Annotated in this window: 16 protein-coding genes and 1 tRNA gene; 3 read left to right on the top strand and 14 right to left on the bottom strand. The window is 63.9% G+C overall.

Annotated elements, in window-relative coordinates; all coding sequences use genetic code 11:
• Positions 1 to 5 precede the first annotated feature (5 nt).
• Genes ON058_RS05155 through ON058_RS05145 form a run of 3 tightly spaced genes read left to right on the top strand, consistent with a single transcriptional unit; the run spans position 6 to position 1,626 of the window.
• A complete protein-coding gene (locus ON058_RS05155) occupies positions 6 to 500 on the top strand; it encodes a glutathione peroxidase (protein WP_274667963.1) in 495 nt (164 codons plus the stop codon).
• Entirely contained in the window at positions 497 to 934 is a 438-nt protein-coding gene (locus ON058_RS05150) for a hypothetical protein (protein ID WP_274667962.1), read from the top strand. Before ON058_RS05155 ends, ON058_RS05150 begins: the two co-directional genes overlap by 4 nt.
• Positions 935 to 960: 26 nt before the next feature.
• Entirely contained in the window at positions 961 to 1,626 is a 666-nt protein-coding gene (locus ON058_RS05145; RefSeq protein ID WP_274667961.1) for a DNA alkylation repair protein, read from the top strand.
• Between the two features lie 148 nt (positions 1,627 to 1,774).
• Here the strand turns inward: ON058_RS05145 and ON058_RS05140 are convergent.
• The 14 genes from ON058_RS05140 to ON058_RS05075 all read right to left on the bottom strand — a co-directional run bounded on the left by ON058_RS05140 (position 1,775) and on the right by ON058_RS05075 (position 16,409).
• A tRNA-Ala gene (locus ON058_RS05140) sits at positions 1,775 to 1,847 on the bottom strand.
• A 96-nt stretch (positions 1,848 to 1,943) separates the two neighbouring features.
• Complete coding sequence (locus tag ON058_RS05135; protein WP_274667960.1) at positions 1,944 to 2,543, bottom strand: histidine phosphatase family protein; 600 nt, start codon at positions 2,541 to 2,543, stop codon at positions 1,944 to 1,946.
• Positions 2,540 to 3,193 (bottom strand): histidine phosphatase family protein, encoded by a 654-nt coding sequence (locus ON058_RS05130; protein ID WP_274667959.1) that lies wholly within the window; start codon positions 3,191 to 3,193, stop codon positions 2,540 to 2,542. Before ON058_RS05130 ends, ON058_RS05135 begins: the two co-directional genes overlap by 4 nt.
• Before the next feature lie 46 nt (positions 3,194 to 3,239).
• Entirely contained in the window at positions 3,240 to 3,593 is a 354-nt protein-coding gene (rsfS, locus tag ON058_RS05125) for a ribosome silencing factor (RefSeq protein WP_274667958.1), read from the bottom strand.
• Entirely contained in the window at positions 3,594 to 5,414 is a 1,821-nt protein-coding gene (locus tag ON058_RS05120; protein WP_274667957.1) for a hypothetical protein, read from the bottom strand. It abuts the gene before it with no gap.
• Positions 5,407 to 6,003, bottom strand: a complete 597-nt coding sequence (gene nadD / locus ON058_RS05115; protein WP_274667956.1) for a nicotinate-nucleotide adenylyltransferase — start codon at positions 6,001 to 6,003, stop codon at positions 5,407 to 5,409. Before nadD ends, ON058_RS05120 begins: the two co-directional genes overlap by 8 nt.
• A 1-nt stretch (position 6,004) precedes the next feature.
• Positions 6,005 to 6,154, bottom strand: a complete 150-nt coding sequence (locus tag ON058_RS05110; protein ID WP_274668425.1) for a hypothetical protein — start codon at positions 6,152 to 6,154, stop codon at positions 6,005 to 6,007.
• Between the two features lie 56 nt (positions 6,155 to 6,210).
• Entirely contained in the window at positions 6,211 to 7,497 is a 1,287-nt protein-coding gene (locus ON058_RS05105; protein ID WP_274667955.1) for a glutamate-5-semialdehyde dehydrogenase, read from the bottom strand.
• Positions 7,498 to 7,555: 58 nt separating this feature from the next.
• Positions 7,556 to 10,264, bottom strand: a complete 2,709-nt coding sequence (locus ON058_RS05100) for a cation-transporting P-type ATPase (RefSeq protein WP_274667954.1) — start codon at positions 10,262 to 10,264, stop codon at positions 7,556 to 7,558.
• Positions 10,265 to 10,397: 133 nt separating this feature from the next.
• Positions 10,398 to 11,516 carry a glutamate 5-kinase gene (gene proB, locus ON058_RS05095; RefSeq protein ID WP_274667953.1) on the bottom strand — a complete coding sequence of 373 codons (1,119 nt, stop codon included), beginning with the start codon at positions 11,514 to 11,516 and terminating at the stop codon, positions 10,398 to 10,400.
• Positions 11,517 to 11,518: 2 nt separating this feature from the next.
• Positions 11,519 to 13,045 (bottom strand): GTPase ObgE, encoded by a 1,527-nt coding sequence (gene obgE, locus ON058_RS05090; RefSeq protein ID WP_274667952.1) that lies wholly within the window; start codon positions 13,043 to 13,045, stop codon positions 11,519 to 11,521.
• A gap of 108 nt (positions 13,046 to 13,153) precedes the next feature.
• Positions 13,154 to 13,405, bottom strand: coding sequence for a 50S ribosomal protein L27 (gene rpmA, locus ON058_RS05085; RefSeq protein WP_274667951.1), 252 nt, complete (start codon positions 13,403 to 13,405; stop codon positions 13,154 to 13,156).
• A 13-nt stretch (positions 13,406 to 13,418) separates the two neighbouring features.
• Positions 13,419 to 13,727, bottom strand: a complete 309-nt coding sequence (gene rplU / locus ON058_RS05080; protein WP_274667950.1) for a 50S ribosomal protein L21 — start codon at positions 13,725 to 13,727, stop codon at positions 13,419 to 13,421.
• Positions 13,728 to 13,865: 138 nt separating this feature from the next.
• A complete protein-coding gene (locus ON058_RS05075) occupies positions 13,866 to 16,409 on the bottom strand; it encodes an Rne/Rng family ribonuclease (RefSeq protein ID WP_342452986.1) in 2,544 nt (847 codons plus the stop codon).
• Positions 16,410 to 16,662: the final 253 nt, after the last annotated feature.

Below are 16,662 nucleotides of genomic sequence, written 5' to 3'. Positions count from 1 at the left end.
GAGGCATGCCAACCTTGCACGACTTCACAGCGACGTCCCTGTCCGGCAAAGAACGCAGCCTTGCAGATTTTGCCGGTGAGGTGGTGCTGGTCGTGAACACGGCATCGAAATGTGGCTTTACGCCGCAGTACGCCGGCCTCGAAACCCTGTACAAGGGCTACTCGGAGCAAGGCTTCGCCGTGTTGGGGTTCCCGTGCAACCAGTTTGGGTCACAGGAGTCCGGCACGGAAGAAGAGATCGGCGAGTTCTGCCAAGCGAACTACGGTGTGAGTTTCCCGATGTTCGCAAAGGTGGACGTCAACGGCAAGAACGCGCACCCGGTGTATCAGTGGCTCAAATCGGAAGCTGGCGGAATGCTGGGCTCTGCCATCAAGTGGAACTTCACCAAGTTTCTGGTGGGCAGGGACGGACACGTGATCGCGCGTTACGGATCCAACACGGAGCCCGAGCAGATCGCCGCAGACATTGAAAAAGCACTCACCACGGAGGCACACGCATGAGCCGGATCGACTCGGGCGGCAAGGAACTGTCGGCCAAGGATCTACGTGACCGCTACTGGGAACTCGCCGTCACCGACTCGAAAGTCAGCGTCTTCCAACACCGCAGCCCCTGGGCGGCTTGGGTTCCTGTGCTTCTGGTGCTCTTCTACGCCGTCAACACCTACCGAGTCATGACGACGACGGACCACGTGGAGAACTCGCTGCTCGCATCCATCATTTGGGCACTCATCTTGCTGGTACCTGCAGGAATCGTGTTCTGGCTGTGGGGCATGAACCGACGCCGCACCGTTGTACGCCTGATGAACCGCCGGGATACCCCCGACGGCGCGTCGATCACGCTGCGTGACAACCACGCTGGTCGTCATGACTATCTTGTGGAGCCTGAGGAAGCAGACCGGATCGCACGGATCATCGCGGACTCACAGGCAAAGTAGCCACCAGCACTGAGGAACCTGCACCCATGACAGAAGCTACTGTCCCCGCAGTCATGGCGGCTCTCGCCGACCTCGAGGACCCCAAGATCCTGGCGGTCAACCAGCGCCACGGCGACGATCACGCCGTGAACCTCACCAAGGTGCGTGCCATCGCGAAGTCGGTCAAGACCAACCACGATCTTGCGCTGGAGTTGTGGGCTTCGGGCGACTCCGCGGCTCGCCTGGTGTCTTTGTTGATCTGTCGACCGAAGAACTTCTCTGCTGCCGAGCTGGACGCCATGATGCGAGACGCGCGTATCCCCAAGGTCCGCGACTGGCTCATCAACTATGTGGTGGCGAAAAGCCCTCACATGGAGGATCTGCGGGTGGCCTGGTTCGACGACAAGGATCCGATGGTGGCGGCTGCAGGTTGGGCGCTCACGTCACTCCGCGTGCGCAAATCCCCCGAAGGTCTCGACATGCCGGCCCTGTTGACCCTGATCGAACAGGACATGAAGGACGCACCCGACCGTCTCCAGTGGGAGATGAACAACACGCTCGCGAACATCGGGATCGAAAACGCCGACCTGCGGGACCGAGCACTCGACGTTGGGGAGCGCCTCGAAGTCCTCAAGGACTATCCGACGCCGCCGAACTGCACGTCCCCGTATGCGCCGGCTTGGATCAACGAGATGGTCAACCGGCAAACGTAGGGTCGTCCAACGCGCCATTGCAACAAGGGGAACCCGTGTTGGCACGATGTGGTGTCGCGGTCATGTACAGCGCAGGATTGTCTGCACCCAGATATGCGAAAAGCCGCTCCGAAGAGCGGCTTTTCTACGATGCTGTCTCAACACATCGTGGAGCTGAGGGGACTCGAACCCCTGACCCCCTGCATGCCATGCAGGTGCGCTACCAGCTGCGCCACAGCCCCGTGATCTTGCGATCCCGTGCCCCTGAGGGCGAAAGTAATAGTAGCCCAATCTTGCGCCGAAACCTAATCCGCGCATCGGCTCCTCAGGCGCCTTCGCTACAGCGCTCCGCACCCATACGCGTCGAGTTTCCATGGCCCGTCTGGCCTGGGCGTCACGACAGACCAGGCCGCGTGAGGGACATGTCCTAAGGGGCTCTGGGTAGGTGAAACGTGCAAGACGTGAGACAGCCCCAACTGGATTGCGGAACCGTGGCTGACCACAACGACGCCCCCTTCCACCTTGGCTAGCTGACGGAGGCATTGGCCCACGCGGGCGGCGACATCGGCCGAGGTGCCCCACCCGTCGATCTGGGGGTCCTCGCCACGCTGCTTCGCGGCGTACTCCTCGGGCCAACGGCTTGCGACCTCCTGGTGCGTCAGCCCTTCCCACACTCCATAGGAGCGCTGGGTCAACGCTTCGTCGACCTGGACAGGCACACCGGCAAGGTTGGCGAGTTCGGCAGCCGAGTCGCGAGCCCTCGCGAGCGGGGAGCTCACAATGTGGAGGTCTGTCCCCCACGCATCGACGATGCGTTGACCAGCGATACGGGCTTGGGCACGTCCCTCGTCTCCAAGCGGGATGTCCAACGACCCCTGGAGCCGCCCCTCCGTGTTGAAGCCGGTGCGGCTGTGACGCCACAACACGATCGTGGTCATGAGTTGACCGCCGTGGTCACCGAGGAAAGCCCATTCAAGCGATCGCCCACGGTATCCGGCCCGATGCCGTGGCGTTCGAGTGTCCAACGCCCGTCATTCCGGCGCTGTAGCCGGCTCCACTGGGCGTTGTCGAGCGGCTCAAGGGTGCGTGGCGTGGCACGAAGATCAAGCAGTGCGTGAAGGCCCTGGGTGATTGCTGATCCGTGAGCGACAACCACGAGAGTCGAGTCCGCGCGCTGCGCCCACTCCTCGATGCCCGCGATGACACGCGCCGTCACCTGGGCATGCGTTTCATAGCCGTCGATCTGCGGCTCTCCCCCACCCCGCCAGACTTTCATCTGGTCGGGATAGGTGGCCTCTCGCTCGGCAATGGTGAGACCTTCCCACACTCCGTACGCACGCTCTTGGAACCGTGGGTCGAAGGCGACGTCGAGCCCTGCGGCCGAGCCAATGGCTTGGGCCGTGTCTGCGGCTCGCACCAACGGTGATGACACCACCGTCGAGTCGGCGGGAAGCAACGGAGCCAGCGCGTGGGCGGTCCGCGCGATCTGGTCACGGCCGTCGGCATTCAACGGAATGTCAGAGGCGCCTTGGAGGCGTCCATCTGCATTCCACTGCGTACGGCCATGCCGCACTACATACAACTGCACGTCTGTGTCCTTACGTCAGGTCTGTCGGTACGTGCCTACCGGGAACCTAGGCGAGGGATACGACCGGGCAGTCCTTGTAGAGGCGCTCCAGGTCGTAGTAGGCGCGCTCCTCATCGTGCATCACATGGACGATGATGTCGTTGAAGTTCAGCAACACCCAGCGACCCTCACGGTGACCTTCACGGCCAATCGCCTTCGATCCGAGCCCGTGAAGGGACTCCTCGATGGCGTCCGCGATCGCGACCACTTGGCGCTCGTTCGAGGCTGAGGCGATGACGAAGACATCGGTCAACGGCATCGCGCTCGTGACATCGAGGGCCACGATGTTGCTGGCCTTCTTGTCGTCTGCGGCTTTGGCGGCTTCGCGGGTGAGTTCTACTGCTCGATCAGTCGCGGTCAATCAATTGCCCTTCAACACGTTCCATACGATGACTCCCAGCACGAAGGCTACGGCACCGATGACCGCGAGTTGCGCCCATCCAAAGTGGTGGCGACCGCCCGCGGGGTGGAGTTCTGGCTTTTCCCGAGGTTCGATCTCGAAGTTACCGGTCTCGACCGGGTCCACGTGCGCGGCTGGCTGGAAGGTCGACGTTCGCACGTTGGACAGGTCCGGTAGTGGGAGCGCTTCGCTTTCCAGCTGCTCGCGATCGACGTCGACTTCGATCTGGCCGGTCACGGCGGGCACTTCTGCCGTCATGAGCGGGTGGCTGTCCCATTGGGATGCCGCTTCCCCAGCGGACGGGGCCCCCAGAATCGCATCGAACGACGGCTCTGCGCCCGAACCAGGCGTCAGGGAGTCGTGTCCGGGACCGTCTTCGTCATCGCTGCTGAATCCCCATTGCGTGCCGGACTGGAGGTCGGTCGACTCACCACTGCTCTCGGCGGGTTCCCAGGGTTCGAGGTTGGGGGCAGGCGTGGGCTGCTGCGCTGGCGCCTCATACTGTGGCTCGTCGGCACGAGTGTCGTAGGACGGCTGCGGTGCCGGTGACTGATGGTCGTATGCAGGAGCCGATGCCGCGCTCGGCACAGAATGATGACCGCCCCACTGGTCGTAGGTGCCGGCGGCGTAGCCTCCCGAGGGCGCCGCGTCATCGTCTGCGTAGAGCGGGCCGTCATCGTTCTGCGGGGCCGAGGGCGCCTGCGGCTGCGCTCCCATCGGCGCAGAAGGCGCGGACGGGGCAGCTTGGCTGGGGGCCGAAGGTGCCGGCGCGGACGCAGCCGAAGGTGCTGACACGTGTGAGGTTGCGGCGGGTGCAGATGCTGCGGAGTACGCGCTCGGCGCTGTCAGCGACGAACCTGCGGATTCGGCAGCCTCGCCACTTGCCTGACGTTCCATCAAGCGCCGCTGCGCGGAACCCGGGGGGAACAGCATGTCGAACATCTCGGGGGTCATCCCCGGGGGCATACCCAAGGGGCGTGCAGGTTCCTGTGCAGGTGCGGAAGGCGCCGCTGGTGCTGAGGCGCTCGCAGGTGCCGATGCGGGCTCGGCGGGCGGGGCCGAGACCACGGAGGCAGGTCCACTCGCGTTGACAGGAGTCGCTGCCGTCATGGGCTGACTCTGTGGCGAAGGGCTCTGTGGAGAAGGGCTCTGTGGCGACTGGTGCTGTGAAGTTGGGTGCTGTGGCGACTGCGCCGGAGGCAGCGGCTGAGATGTCGCGGGCTCACGAGGGGCGCTAGGCGCTGCCGGCGCAGAAGCAACGTGTGGTGCCGACTGCGGCTGCGGTGCGGACCACGACTGTGATGCCGCCGGCGCCGAATCTGCAGTTCCTGCGGGGTCTGCGGTGTCGGGAATCAGCGAGGACCGCCGTGGCGAGGCGGACTCGGGACTTGCGACCGGAGCACCTGAGTTGGGCGCCTGGGGCGAGACTGCGCCACGCACCTGGGCGATCTCGTCAGAAGCCGTTTGCGCATCGCGCTGAGCCGCGGCGGCCTTATCGCGGGCAATCTTCTCCTGCTCGGCGATACGCTCCGGAGTCATCGCGGGGATCTGACCTGTCGCGATCATCTCCTCTTCCGCGGTCCACGTTTCGACGGGGTGCTCCAGGCGCTCCATACGGCGGCGTTCACGGCGCGAGATCGCGCGCAACTCGGACGTCTCCATAGGGATGCCGTGCGTGTCGAGCCCAGGCTCGAGCGGTGCGGTGTCATCGAGGCGATGCGCCTCCCGCTGCTCGCGTGCACGACGCTCACGACGTGAGTGCGGCCGCTCCTGGTCAGTCATCCAATCCTCCTGCGTACAGGTCGTGTTGCGCGATGTAATCCGCCACGGCGCTCGGCACCAGGTAGCGAATCGGCGCACCCGCCCTCACCCGGCGCCTGACGTCTGTCGAGGATACCGCCATGGCTGGTACTTCAACCAGCGCGTGTGGAGTATCCAACTGACCCAACGAATGACCGGGCCGAGTCACTCCCACAAATGTGGCAAGTGTGGAAAGTTCCTCAGCGTCCTTCCATTCTGACAAGCGAGCCAGGGCATCGGCCCCCGCCATGAAGTACAACTGCGCACCGGGATTGGCGTTCGCCAGGTCTCTCAACGTATCGACTGTGTAGGTGGTTCCCCCGCGGTCGATGTCGACTGACGACACGGAGAAGCGGGGATCGTCCGCGACGGCGAGCCGACACATCGCCAACCGATGCTCGTCGGAGGCCACCTGCTCCCCTTGCTTGAAGGGTTGCACGTGTGTGGGCACCACAATCATGCGGTCCAGGCCGAGGGCGGCACACACCTCCGACGCAGCGGCGAGATGGCCGTGGTGGATCGGATCGAATGTGCCGCCAAAGACACCGACTCGCTGATGCGGTGCGGTCACGTCAGTGGCGGGTGCCAATGCTCCGGAATGCGAACGTCACGAACAGCAACGCCATCAGACCAGTGAAGGCAATGAGACCAAAGGCCTCTGCAGGAATGGGGAGTTCATTGACAACGTGCGTGGACTCAGCAGCGGCTTCCGCGAAGATCACTGGGGGACTTCCTTCCGTCAAGATTGACCGTCATTATTCCATGGACATGGAGAGCGTCAGGGACGCACGTGACCATCTCCGTAGGCGATCCAGGTGGTGGTCGTCAGCTCACCAAGCCCCATGGGCCCACGGGCGTGCAGTTTCTGTGTCGAGATTCCGATCTCTGCACCGAGCCCAAACATCGCACCGTCGGTGAAGCGCGTCGAAGCATTCACCATGACCGCCGCGGTGTCGATGCCTGCCACGAAACGATCGGCGGCGCCAATGTCGTCGGTGACAATCGCCTCGGTATGACCGGTGCTGTACAGAGCGATGTGAGCGACTGCCTCATCGAGGCTGTCCACGACCTTCACAGCGAGATCCAGGCTCAGGTACTCCGTGGCCCAGTCATCATCCGTTGCGGGAACCGTCTGCACCCCGTCCGGCGCAAGGTCCGCCGCTGCCTGATCCACGTGCAGAGTCACATGCTGCTCGTGCAGAGCGGTCATCACGGCCGGGAGAACTGAAGGCGCGGCGTCTTGATGCACCAGCAAGGTCTCCGCAGCATTGCACACGCCCACACGCTGGGCTTTCGAGTTGACCACGATGTCGATGGACCGCTGCAGCGGCGCAGATGCATCGAGGTACACGTGACAGTTGCCCTCACCGGTCTCGATGGCAGGCACCGTCGCTTCCCGCACGACAGTTTGAATCAGGTCGCGTCCTCCACGCGGAACGAGGACATCGACAAGACCGCGTGCATTCATCAGCACGCGTGCGCCTTCACGCCCGTAGGAGTCGATAGATTGCACCGCGTCACGGGGTAGACCCACACTCTCCAGTGCGTCCTGGAGCACGGCCACGATCACTTCATTCGAGTTCGCGGCAGCTGATCCACCGCGCAACACCGCCGCGTTGCCTGACTTCAGCGCCAGGCCTGCAGCGTCCACGGTGACGTTGGGCCGGGCTTCATAGATCATGCCGACCACTCCCATCGGCACGGCCTTCTGCACCAGCCGAATGCCGTTGGGGAGCGTCGAACCGCGCTTCACTTCGCCCACGGGGTCCGGCAGCCCGGCGAGATACCTCAAGGCATCAGCAATCGCCTGCACCCGCTCGTCGGTCAGAGTCAGCCGGTCGACAAGCCCCGCTGCCATCCCATGCTCGCGCCCACGAGCCACGTCACGGCCGTTGGCCTCCACAATCCGCGCAGACTGCTGCACGAGTGCATCGGCCATGGCGTGCAGCGCCGCGTCCTTCACGACGCGCGTGGCGGATGCGAGCGCTCGTGACGCAAGTTTGGCGCGCTGGCACGCTTCCAGGACAGCCGTCTCAACGTCCGGGGTTACGGAGGTGTCAGTCATGCGGCCAGTCTAGCCAGCACCTGATCTCAGATCGAAGAGGCCTTTCTTTCCTCGCGGATCAGCGTGCGCGTTGCGGCACGACTGCAGCGACAGGCTCCTCCGGTTCGCGCGCCTCTCGGTCGCGGCGGTGACGCGCCGCTTTGTCCACCTCGATGGTGATGACCATGACTGACGTCAATGCGAGAACGATGCCCCACTGGCCCAGGGACAAACTGGTCGAGCCAAGCCAGTTCTGCAAGAACGGAACCTCGGTCGTAGCCACCACAAACACCACCGTGGCAAGCGCAAGGGTGGGAACTTTTCCCCAGGGCCCGCGCAGACCTGACTCGGGGTCGCGCCGGAGCTGTGCGCCGCTGATGAAGGTTCCCAGCGCGATGATCGCGTAGGCCATAGTGACTGGCGCCGATGCATGCTCAGTCGACAGCTGGTCGTTCCACACCAGGAGCGGCACAAGCGCAGCAAGCATCAGCACTCCGCCATAGAGGAGCCACCGCAACACATTGCCCTTCGAGGCGATTCCTTCGCTCGTATCCCTCGGGGGCCGCTCCATCAGGCCAGGTTGCTCGTCTTCCAGCAAGATGGCGGCGACCGCGAACATCGCCACGGAGAAGTTCAACATCAGCACCATGACGGGGGTGAGCGCGTTTCCGCCATTGAGGTTCAGGATGCTCGCGACCAAGAACAGCAAGATCAGCGAGATCAACTGAGACATCTGGAACACCAGGTAGTTCGAGATTTTCGCGTAGACGACGCGACCGAGCTTCACTGCGCGGACCAGGGTGGCAAAGTTGTCGTCAGTGAGCACCAGCTTCGCAGCCTGCTTCGTCACCTCAGAGCCGGAGCCCATTGCGACGCCGATGTCGGCCTGCTTGATCGCCGCAGCATCGTTCACAGCATCGCCTGTCATCGCCACCACATCACCACGGGCTTGCAAACGTTGAACGAGCCGTAGTTTGTCTTGCGGAGTGACTCGTCCGAACACGCCCAGGTCGTCGACGCGTTCATCGATCTCTTGGTCCGTCAGCGCCGCAAACTGAGCTCCAGAAAGACCGTCACCGGGCAGGTCCAGTTCACGCCCGATCGCTTGCGCGGTCACGACGTGGTCACCGGTAATCATGCGCACCGCAATACCCGCAGCGTGTGCTTCATCCACCGCCTTCTTCGCCTCGGGGCGCAAGGGATCCACGATCCCGACGACCGCGACGAACGCCAGGTCGGAGATGGCGGCCATCGGATCGGCGATGGCCGCCCCTTCGTCCTCAGGTGCGATGACCTTGATCGCCAGTGCCAACGTACGCAAACCTTCGGCGGAGCGTCGTTCAATCTCCGCCGTGATCTCGTCGCTGACCGCCGCGATGTCGACTGTCCGGTCTCGCTCCTTCACTGCAGACGTGGAACGGTCCAACAGAACATCTGGCGCTCCCTTGACGACGGCAATCAAGCGCCGCTGTCCTTGCCACTGGACATGGTGGAACGTCGCCATGAACTTGTAGTCGGAGTCGAAGGGCACCTCTGCTTCACGAGGGAAGCGACGTCGTGTCTCGTCTGCGTCGACGCCAAGCTTTTCTGCCAACACCACGAACGCTGCCTCGGTGGGATCACCGACTACCGCCCCGTCAGCGGACACCGTTGCGTCGTTCGGAAGCGCCAGGCCGTAGGCCAGCGCGGGCCCCGGCTCAACTACGTCACCCTGAGTGCGCCGGATGTGGCCTTCAAAGGAGTACCCGGCGCCGTCAACAGTGAAGGTCTCCCCACCCAGCCAGATGGTGCGTGCCATCATCTGATTCATGGTGAGCGTGCCGGTCTTGTCCGAACAAATCGCGCTCGTGGCACCCAGCGTCTCCACGTCGTTCAGCGAAGTAATGATCGCTTTCGACTCAGCCAGACGCGATGCACCCCACGCCAGCAACTGCTGAACAAACGTGGGCATACCTGTAGGGATTGCAGAGATCGCGACCGCGGTTCCCAGGAACATCAGGTCCGCGAATGACTGCCCTCGGATCAGGCCCAGACCCACGATCAAGACCACGGCACCCCAGGCGAACGCGCTGATCACACGCGTGAGGCCTGCGAGTTCACGTTGCAGAGGCGACTTCACGCGTTCCACCGCGGTCAGCATCGACGCGATGGAACCCATCTCCGTCTGCATCCCCGTGGCGACCACGAGCACCGTGGCAGTACCGCGCGTCACTGAGGTGTTTTGGTACACCATCGACACTCGGTCACCCAAGGGCGTGTCCGCCGCGGCGACGGGCTCGGCGTGCTTCTCAATGGGTGCGCTTTCGCCGGTTAACGCAGCCTCTTGCGTCTCCAGCGTGGTTGCCCTCAGAATGCGCGCGTCGGCGGGGACAATGTCACCCGCTTCAAGTTCCACCACGTCACCGGGAACAATCTCAGTTGCCGGAACCTCGACGACCGCTCCCCCGCGATTCACCCTGACGTGTGGGATCTGCATCGTGGCCAACGCATCCACGCTTGCTTGGGCTTTGCGTTCCTGGCTGGCACCGGACCACACATTGAACACCACCAGCGCCGCTACGAGCACGCCGGTCGACCACTGTGCGATCGCCATCGACACAATCGCCACCGCGATCAGCATGATGTTCATCGGATCAGCCAACTGCCGCAACGCTAGCTGCCAGATCGTGGGCGGAGGCGCAGCAGTCAGTGCGTTGGGACCGTAGCGTTCCAATCGCTCACGTGCATCGCTTGCGGTCAACCCGTCAAGCGAGCTGTCCACTACTTGTGCGACGTCCGAGGCGGACATCGTCCACCACGCTGACGGGGAATCCTGCCTATCTTGCGCCATATGTGACTCCAAAGAGGTCCAGTGCTTTGGAGTCTATGGCCTACTGGGCCTCACCTTCCTGTTGCCGAGGTCCCGGTGCCGCGGGAGTCCGCTATGGCACGGTCACGATGAGGTCGTCAATGTGAACAAGCGGCCGTGCAAAGTGTTCACCCAGGTCGTTGCGCAGTTGGTCCGTCGTCTGACCCAGCATCTGGGGTATCTCATGTGAGGCAAAGCCCGACAGGCCCCGGGCTACTACCACGCCGGTGGGTGAGACCAACTCGACAGGATCGCCCGCGTCGAACTCGCCACGCACCGCTCTCACGCCCGCAGCCAGCAGGGAGGCGCGCCGCCCTTCGACAGCATGCGCGGCACCGCTGTCGAGCAGCAGTTGTCCCTCCATGCGCGCGGCGTGCGCCAACCAGGTCAGCCGTGTACCTGCGCGTTTGCCTGTGGGGAGGAACAACGTGCCAACGCTGTCTCCCGACACTGCTGCAGCCACGGAGGGCGCGGATGTCAACACGGTCACGACTCCCGACGAGGTCGCAATGGTCGCCGCTTCCAGCTTGGTGACCATGCCGCCGGTACCCAGCGCAGACCCTCGCTTGGAGATATCGACTCCAGCGACATCCTCGGGGCCCGCCACCACGTCAATACGGCGCGCTCCAGGAGTGTCCGGAGCAGCGGTGTACAAGCCGTCGACGTCCGTCAGCAGCACTAAGGCATCGGCTCTCACGACGGTCGCCACCAGGGCGGCGAGGCGGTCGTTGTCACCAAAGCGGATCTCGTCGGTCGCGACAGTGTCATTCTCGTTGACGATGGGGACGACACCGAGTTCCAGCAGACGATCGAGTGCGCGCTGGGCGTTCCCGTAGTGGGTACGCCGCACCATGTCGTCCGCGGTCAGCAAGACCTGGCCCACGTGGAGTCCGTGGGCGCCAAACGCACGCGAGTACGCGGCGATCAGCATGCCTTGACCCACCGACGCAGTGGCCTGCGCGGTGGAGAGTTCACGTGGACGGCTCGGCAATCCCAGGGGGCCGATGCCGGCAGCGATCGAGCCCGAGGTCACCAAGATCACTTCGCGGCCAGCGGCACGCATCGAAGCGAGAACATCGACGAGAGCGCCCAGCGCGGCCTCATCGAGTTGACCGTCGATACCCGTCAGGGAAGACGAACCGATCTTGACAACGACTCTGTGTGCCTGAGCAATGGTCTCCCGCACGGTCATGCCTACTCGTCCTCCGTGGGATCCGTCCAGTGTCCGGCATCTCGCTCGGTCCACAGTTCCTCACGGGCAGCCTGCTTGGCGTCCATGCGTTCCTTGTGGTCGGCGCGCTTCTGAGCGCGCGTGGCGCGGTTGCTTCCACGCTCGTGCTCTTCGACACGCAGGTCCGTCCCCCGCGAGCCCAGCAGCTCTGCGCCGGCAGCCATTGTGGGTTCCCAGTCGAACACCACACCACCGTCTCGCGGACCGATGACGACTTCCGAACCAGGCACTGCGCCCGCCTTGAACAGGGCGTCTTCAACGCCAGCTCGCGCCAAGCGGTCGGCCAAGTATCCGACGGCCTCGTCGTTGGCGAAGTTAGTCTGCTTGACCCAACGTTCCACCTTGGTTCCCCGCACCTGGAAGTAGTCCAGCGCACCATCGCGCACGTGGGTCACAGTGAAGCCGCTGTCGTCGACAGCCTTGGGGCGGATGGTGATCGGGGCCTTCTCCAGCACTGGCTCCGCGGCACGGTGGTCGGCCACCATCTTCGCCAGTGCAAAACCTAGTTCCCGTAGACCCTCATGAGATGCCGCGCTGACCTCAAAGATGGGCAGCCCGGTAGCGGCGAGGTCGTCGTGCACCATCGCGGCAAGTTCACGTCCGTCCGGCACATCAATCTTGTTGAGGATGATGATTTGGGGGCGTTCTGCCAGCGGTACGCCGCTGATCGCCTCGTCTCCGGTGTACGCGCGCAACTCGTCAGAGATCACCTGGAGATCCTTGACTGGATCGCGGTCCGTTTCCAGCGTGGCGGTGTCAAGCACGTGCGCGATCACGGAGCACCGTTCGATGTGGCGCAAGAAGTTGTGGCCTAGGCCCTTTCCTTGCGACGCGCCTTCGATCAAGCCGGGCACATCAGCCATCGTGAAACGGGCGCTTCCGGCCTGGACCACGCCAAGGTTCGGCACCAGCGTGGTGAAGGGGTAGTCCGCAATCTTGGGACGGACCTTACTCATGGCCGCGATCAGAGAGGACTTCCCTGCACTGGGGTAGCCCACGAGTGCGACGTCGGCGATCGACTTGAGTTCTAGGACAACCGTGGCCTCATCGCCGGGTTCGCCGAGGAGGGCAAAGCCAGGGGCCTTGCGCTTCTGCGTGGCGAGTGCCGCGTTGCCCAGGCCGCCACGGCCACCCGCGGCGATCACGAGTTCCGCACCGTCGCCGACCAGGTCCGCGAGGACTTCACCGTCAGTGGTCTTCACGATCGTGCCGTTGGGCACGCCGAGGCGCAGATCCTTCGCGTTGGCCCCGTGACGGTGATCACCGGCGCCCTGGGCGCCGTTGTCAGCTGCCCGGTGCGGCGAATGGTGATAGTCAAGGAGCGTCGTCACCTGCGGGTCAACGACCAAGACCACCGAGCCGCCTCGACCACCGTTGCCACCGTCAGGTCCGCCCAAAGGCTTGAACTTCTCGCGGTGCACGGAGGCTACGCCGTGTCCACCCTTGCCGCCTGCGACGTGCAAGACGACGCGGTCAACGAACGATGCCATAGTCGCTGAGCCTCCCAGAGTCGTGGGTGTGGTGCACCCGGTGAGATACGCGTCAGGGGCGCCACCTCACCGGCGACGCCCCTGACGTTAAAGAATGAAGTGTGGCTCTTAGCCTGCCACCACGTCGACGACCTTGCGGCCACGACGGTTGGTGAACTGCACCGTGCCAGCCTCGAGGGCGAACAGGGTGTCGTCCTTACCGCGGCCCACGTTGTGGCCGGGGTGGTGGTGCGTGCCACGCTGACGGATGAGGATCTCACCTGCGGAGACAGCCTCGCCGCCGAAGCGCTTCACACCCAGGTACTGGGGGTTCGAGTCACGACCGTTGCGCGAGGAACTCGCGCCCTTCTTGTGTGCCATGAGTATTCCTCGCTTACTTGATGCCCGTGACCTTCAGGCGCGTGAGCTCCTGACGGTGGCCGATGCGCTTACGGTAGCCGGTCTTGTTCTTGTACTTCAGGATGTCGATCTTGGGTCCACGCTCGTCGCGAACGACCTCAGCGGTGACCTTGACCTTGGACAGAGACTTTGCGTCCGAGGTGATCTTGTCACCGTCGACGAGCAGCACCGGAGCGAGCTCAACAGTGGAGCCCTGCTCCGCCTTGAGACGGTCGACGACGATGATGTCGCCTTCGGACACCTTCTCCTGGCGGCCGCCCGCCTTCACAATCGCGTACACCATGAATTCGAATCCTTCAAAGCTTGTGGTTTTCCTGCCGCTGCCATGCACGGCGCAGGCAGGCCTTGGCGCTTGCGCACCGACGTACAAATATACGCGGCACAACCCGTCAGGTCAAACTGACGGGCCCACCATTGTGCGCTACTTCTGAGTGTTGTCGTCTGCGTCTGCAGCAGGGGCCTCCGCGGGCGCGGAGTCATCCTGTGCAGGCACCTCAACAACGGTCTCCTCGACGTCAGCCGCCGAGGAATCCGAGACGGGCTGCTCGCCTTCAGCGGGCAACTCGTCAGCGTGGTGAGCTTTCTCTGCAGCGGCCGCAATCGATGCCAGGGTCGCCTTCACGGCGGCCCGGGCCTCTTCACGGTCGTCCAGAGCGTGTGTCTCACCCTTGGGGCTGTCCTCCTCAACTACTTCAGCCTTCTTCTGCTGCTGCTGTTGCTGAGGCTGCGAACCTTGGTTCTGCTGTTGCTGGTTCTGCTGACCCTTATTGCGTCCGCCACGGCGACGCTCGGGCTGCTTCTCGCTGGCCTCGGCCACGGGCTCCCCGTGGACCAAGAAGCCACGACCCTTGCAGTGGTCGCAGGTCTCGGAGAACGCTTCCACCAATCCCTGGCCCACACGCTTGCGCGTCATCTGGACCAGACCCAGGGAAGTGACCTCCGCAACTTGATGCTTGGTCCGGTCGCGGCCCAAGCACTCGATGAGTCGGCGCAACACCCGGTCACGGTTCGCTTCCAGCAGCATGTCGACAAAGTCGATCACGATGATGCCGCCGATGTCGCGCAGGCGGAGCTGGCGCACGATCTCTTCTGCGGCTTCGAGGTTGTTGAGCGTCATCGTCTCTTCGAGAGTGCCGCCCTTGCCCACAAACTTGCCGGTGTTGACGTCGATCACCGTCATGGCTTCGGTCCGGTCGATCACCAAGGATCCACCAGACGGCAGCCACACCTTGCGATCCATGCCCTTCGCCAACTGCTCGTCAACGCGGGAGTCAGTGAACACATCGCCGTCACCGTGGTAGCGGTGCAACCGGTCCATCAAGTCTGGTGCGACCTGGCCCACGTACGCGCTGAGCGAGTTCCACGTGTCCTCGCCCTGAATCGTGAGCGAGTCAAAGTCCTCATTGAAGATGTCTCGCACGACACGGATCGCCATGTCGGGTTCGCCACGGAGCAGCTTAGGGGCCTTGCCGTTCGCTGCCTCAGCCTGAATGTTCTCCCACTGACGCTTCAAGCGCTCGACGTCTGCACGCAGTTCGTCTTCCGAGGCGCCCTCGGCGGCAGTACGGACGATGACCCCAGCATCGGCCGGAATCACTTCACGCAAAAGCTTCTTCAAGCGAGCGCGCTCAGTGTCGGGAAGTTTGCGGCTGATGCCGGTCACTCCACCGCCGGGAACAAACACCAGGAAGCGTCCCGCGAGCGAAATCTGGCTCGTGACGCGAGCACCCTTGTGGCCGATGGGGTCCTTAGTGACCTGGACCATGACGGTGTCACCGGGCTTCAATGCCAACTCGATACGGCGCGGCTTGCCTTCAAGTCCGGCGGCATCCCAGTTGACTTCACCCGCGTACAGCACAGCGTTGCGACCACGGCCCACGTCAACGAACGCCGCTTCCATTCCGGGAAGGACGTTCTGCACACGACCCAAGTACACGTTGCCAGCCATGGACTGCTGCGCCTGGTGGCTGACGTAGTGCTCGACGAGCACATCGTCTTCGAGTACCGCGATCTGGACACGGTGGTCCTTCTCGCGCACCACCATCGAACGCTTCACTGATTCGCGGCGTGCAAGGAACTCCGCTTCCGAGATCACTGGGCGACGGCGCTGGCCGTCACGTGACTCGCGTCGGCGCTGACGCTTGGCCTGGAGGCGGGTTGATCCCTGCAACTGGTCGTCCTGAGCGGCTCCCCCGCCGTTTCCTGAACCAGACCCCGAACGTGAGCCACGACGACGGCGACGACGGCGCGAGGAACCGCCCGCCTCTCCTTCGCCCTCGGTGTCACCCTGGTCGGCACCCTGTGCGTCACCCGACTGGCCGCCAGCGGCGTTGTCGGATGCGCCACCGTCGGTGCTGGAGTTCTCCGAAGGTGTTGGCTTCTGCTGCTTGTCGCTCTGACCGCTCTCGCTGTCGGAGGCATCGGCGCCCTCGGCGTTGCCGCCCTGGTCACCACCCGTCTTGCTGCGACCACGGCCGCGGCCGCCACGGCGACGGCGACGCTTGGCCCCAGCGTCAGTTCCTGCCTCGCCCTCGTTCCCTGCGGACTGCGATGCCCCGTCTGCAGTTGCAGCGGCAGAGGCCTCCTGGGTGTCCTTCGCAGGTGCGTCGGCGGAAGCAGCATCGTCCTTCTTCGTGGATGCCTTGGCATTGCGCGGCTTGGTCTGCTTCTGAGATGCGTCTCCGTCTGCCGATGCAGACTTGCCGGCCTGCTTCGTGGACTTGCCAGCGTCAGTAGCGGTGTCGTCTTTCTTACCGCCGCTCTTGGGCTTGTCGGCAGACTTGGCGCCCGACTTTGCCTGCGTCTTCTTGGCAGGAGCCTTCTTCGCAGGCTTATCTGCGGCATTGTCGCTCGAAGCTGCCGGCGGACCGGCAGGGGCCGATGCTCGACGGGGCTGGGCAGGCTCAGGCGCCTGGAAGATCACGGCTGTAGTCGCGGTCTCGGGTGTGGTCTTTTCCTCGCTCACGCGGGTACCTCGAATCGACACGGACCACACTCCGCGCCGACTTTGGTTGTCGGTCATGGCTCACGGGTTCGTGGCCACCAAGTCTTCAGGTCGCGGCGGACAGCGGCGCCTGCCTATCGAGCGCCTATCCCCGATGTCTCCGCCTGCCGGCTGTAGCCCGGCGGGACCAGGACGGGACTGGCTGCTGCGCAGTCGCTGCGTCTGTCGCGCGGTTGGCACCCGGTGTGGCTGGGTGCGGACCTGCCCACCATTG

Origin of the sequence: Demequina sp. B12 (assembly GCF_028823635.1) — a bacterium.
In the GTDB taxonomy this organism is placed as follows: Bacteria; Actinomycetota; Actinomycetes; order Actinomycetales; family Demequinaceae; genus Demequina.
This window is presented reverse-complemented; position numbering and strand designations above follow the sequence as displayed.

Bases quoted from the DNA above. Each gene is read 5' to 3' on its own strand.
- obgE (WP_274667952.1), bottom strand. From the start codon at position 13,045: ATGGCATCGTTCGTTGACCGCGTCGTCTTGCACGTCGCAGGCGGCAAG.
- rpmA (WP_274667951.1), bottom strand. From the start codon at position 13,405: ATGGCACACAAGAAGGGCGCGAGTTCCTCGCGCAACGGTCGTGACTCG.
- ON058_RS05120 (WP_274667957.1), bottom strand. From the start codon at position 5,414: ATGACTGACCAGGAGCGGCCGCACTCACGTCGTGAGCGTCGTGCACGC.
- ON058_RS05150 (WP_274667962.1), top strand. From the start codon at position 497: ATGAGCCGGATCGACTCGGGCGGCAAGGAACTGTCGGCCAAGGATCTA.
- proB (WP_274667953.1), bottom strand. From the start codon at position 11,516: ATGACCGTGCGGGAGACCATTGCTCAGGCACACAGAGTCGTTGTCAAG.
- rplU (WP_274667950.1), bottom strand. From the start codon at position 13,727: ATGGTGTACGCGATTGTGAAGGCGGGCGGCCGCCAGGAGAAGGTGTCC.
- ON058_RS05145 (WP_274667961.1), top strand. From the start codon at position 961: ATGACAGAAGCTACTGTCCCCGCAGTCATGGCGGCTCTCGCCGACCTC.
- ON058_RS05105 (WP_274667955.1), bottom strand. From the start codon at position 7,497: ATGACTGACACCTCCGTAACCCCGGACGTTGAGACGGCTGTCCTGGAA.
- ON058_RS05135 (WP_274667960.1), bottom strand. From the start codon at position 2,543: ATGACCACGATCGTGTTGTGGCGTCACAGCCGCACCGGCTTCAACACG.
- ON058_RS05100 (WP_274667954.1), bottom strand. From the start codon at position 10,264: ATGTCCGCCTCGGACGTCGCACAAGTAGTGGACAGCTCGCTTGACGGG.
- ON058_RS05155 (WP_274667963.1), top strand. From the start codon at position 6: ATGCCAACCTTGCACGACTTCACAGCGACGTCCCTGTCCGGCAAAGAA.